This window comes from Dryocola clanedunensis subsp. sulfonylureivorans (assembly GCF_016756775.1).
GTDB classification, from domain to species: domain Bacteria; phylum Pseudomonadota; class Gammaproteobacteria; order Enterobacterales; family Enterobacteriaceae; genus Dryocola; species Dryocola clanedunensis.
On record NZ_JAERMU010000058.1, the window covers coordinates 1 to 2,242 of the forward strand.

The 2,242-nt window shown below is 53.0% G+C and carries 3 protein-coding genes and 1 pseudogene; 1 reads left to right on the forward strand and 3 read right to left on the reverse strand.

Going from position 1 to position 2,242, the window contains the following annotated elements; all coding sequences use genetic code 11:
* Positions 1-365 (reverse strand): annotated as a pseudogene (locus HYQ67_RS23710) (hemagglutinin repeat-containing protein); the annotation flags it as partial.
* Between HYQ67_RS23710 and HYQ67_RS23715 the strand changes: the two are divergent.
* Positions 304-684: a SymE family type I addiction module toxin gene (locus HYQ67_RS23715; RefSeq protein WP_348519226.1), complete on the forward strand. Its 381-nt coding sequence runs from the start codon at positions 304-306 to the stop codon at positions 682-684. The pseudogene HYQ67_RS23710 and the gene HYQ67_RS23715 sit on opposite strands and share 62 nt — an antisense overlap.
* 50 nt (positions 685-734) lie before the next feature.
* Here the strand turns inward: HYQ67_RS23715 and HYQ67_RS23720 are convergent, their stop codons facing one another.
* Together HYQ67_RS23720 and HYQ67_RS24310 are read right to left on the reverse strand one after the other, a co-directional pair.
* On the reverse strand, positions 735-1,049 hold the full coding sequence (locus HYQ67_RS23720) for a hypothetical protein (RefSeq protein ID WP_202308631.1): 315 nt from the start codon (positions 1,047-1,049) through the stop codon (positions 735-737).
* A partial coding sequence (locus HYQ67_RS24310) for a VENN motif pre-toxin domain-containing protein (RefSeq protein WP_202308633.1) occupies positions 1,046-2,242 on the reverse strand: 1,197 nt, incomplete at its 5' end. The genes HYQ67_RS24310 and HYQ67_RS23720, both read right to left, overlap by 4 nt.

Below are 2,242 nucleotides of genomic sequence, written 5' to 3' on the forward strand. Positions count from 1 at the left end.
TGCTCAAAGGTCTCGTCGCGGGTCCGCTTGTCGTGGCCCGGGTCGATGAGGACGCTGTCGCCGATAACCGCCAGGTCCTTGCCCGCAATCAGGTCGGCACCGCCGATGTGTGCCTGATTACCGGCTGATATCACCACGCTACCGCCCGTCGAGCCCACGGTACTGAAGCTCTGACTCTGGGTGGTGCCCGCCTCGCGCAGGTCGTGTGTGGTTTTACTGCTGCCGACGGTGATACCTATCCCGCCAGTGCCCATCAGGCCGCTGTTCTTCACTTCCTTAAAGCGCCAGCTGGAGTCTGTGTTGGTGGCGGCAACAATATCCACATTATTACCCGCGCTCAGGTTCACCGCATCATCCGCGACCACACCGGCGTTAAAAACCCGCCGTTATACCGTGGGTTACATGCGCGACTGGCAGACCCACGAACCCGCACCCACCGTTACGCTTAAAGGTTATTGGCTGGAAGATGCGGGGTTTGCAACCGGAACGCCGCTGAAGATCCGCGTGATGCCCGGTTGCCTGGTGCTCACCGCCCAGGAGCCGTTACCCGCACCGCCGCCAGAGCCGGAGATCATGCAGACGCTGAAGAAGGTCTGTAAGCTCCCGATCCGCAAGCAGCGGCAGATCACTGATTTTAATGAGATGATCATGACTAAGAAGGCTTCAGTCGGTAAGTGGGACTGACAGGCAGGTAAGAAGATCCCGGTTCATTATCGAGCCGGGATAATTGGCGATTAATAAAAGTCCTGATCTATTTGACCTTCGGCTTTCAGGATCTCAAGGAAGCGGTTATAGGCGACATCATCCCGCTCTAATATATCATCCAGTAACTTTTCTTTTATTAAAGCCCAATGATATATCCCATTTATATGCGTGGAAAAGTAATTAAATGCTCCATGCAAAGCTGGATCAATAACTTGAACTTTTTTTGCGTTATAAGCAAGTAAACCGCCATAATTTTTAGGTAGCCCTAAAAATAGAGTTTCATTTCCAAGCCAATATATGGCGAACACATCCAATATGGTTCCATCTTTCTCTTTTATTTTCATTTGACTCGCTCTTTAATATTCTCGATCACATCTGCCGGGTTAGAACTAACTCTTTGAGGAGTATCAATTTTAATATCATAGGCTTTACCCGTAGTAGAATTGTACTGATAATGGATAGTAATTGATTCCCCTTTAGCATTTTTCTGAACCACCTGCATTTTTTGGAACCCTGCACTTGCAGGAAAACGAGGATCATTATTCATTCCTGGCAGTATTTCCCCTTTTGCAGGGTTTTCCTGCACCTGCTTCCACACTATTTGTTCATTTAGGTCCCGTGGTATTGCTGATTGCTTACCCGGCTTGGCCGTCGAGATTTTCTCAGCCGCACTGATCAGGATTTTGTTATCAATAACCTTAGCGGCTTTACCAACCAGCGACAGCGCTTTTTCTGCCGGGATTGACGTCAGCAGCGCCAGCGCGTAATCCTTCGCTTCTTCCGCTGACAGCAATGCCATTACCGTATCTGAGCCGGGGTTATTTTCTAGGATCGCTTTGATGATGTTGGCGCTTTCCGGCAGATCGCCTTTCACCATCCGCGCCAGATCGGCCTGCACCTGCTCTGGCGGTAGGTTCTTATCCTGAGCATATTGAGCGTAAGACTGTACCGACTGACCATATTCCGCCATGCCCTTACCGAAGTCATTCGGACTCAGCGAGTTATTCTCAGCTGCATTTTTCCCGGCGGATGCACCGGCTGCCGCCCCTGAGACATCGCCTCCTGCGATACCGCCTGCCATTCCCGCCGAGATGCTCGCCAGCGTGCTCACCGTCTGCTTCTGCTCTTCCGTCAGGTCAGACATCTTGACGCCAGGATAGTAAATACCCGCAATGGCGCGGGCGGCTAACTCTCCTGCACCTGCACCGGCAGCACCCGCTGCTGCGCTGTTGCCCTGCATTGCCGCCACAGCCCCGCCAAGAATGGCGTGGGCGATAGCATTGACAGCCGGATCACCTTCCGTTGGTTTCAACAGATGCGCCAGCTCCGGTGCCGATGCCCCGGCCAGCGCACCGCCGATATTTCCACCCGCCAGGCCCTGAAGCGCCGCGGTCGCTGCCTGAATGCCGCGCTGCATATCGCTGCCGGTGCCGTATTTCTTCATTTCTTCCTTGTAGGACGGCGAGTTACGCAGGCCTGCAAGATAATTCTGTCGCTCCTCTTCCGTTGCATTCGCCGGAAGCGTGGTTTTCGAGTC

What these genes read in the sequence shown, in the direction of transcription:
- HYQ67_RS23720 (WP_202308631.1), bottom strand. Translation starts at nt 1,049, where the DNA reads ATGAAAATAAAAGAGAAAGATGGAACCATATTGGATGTGTTCGCCATA.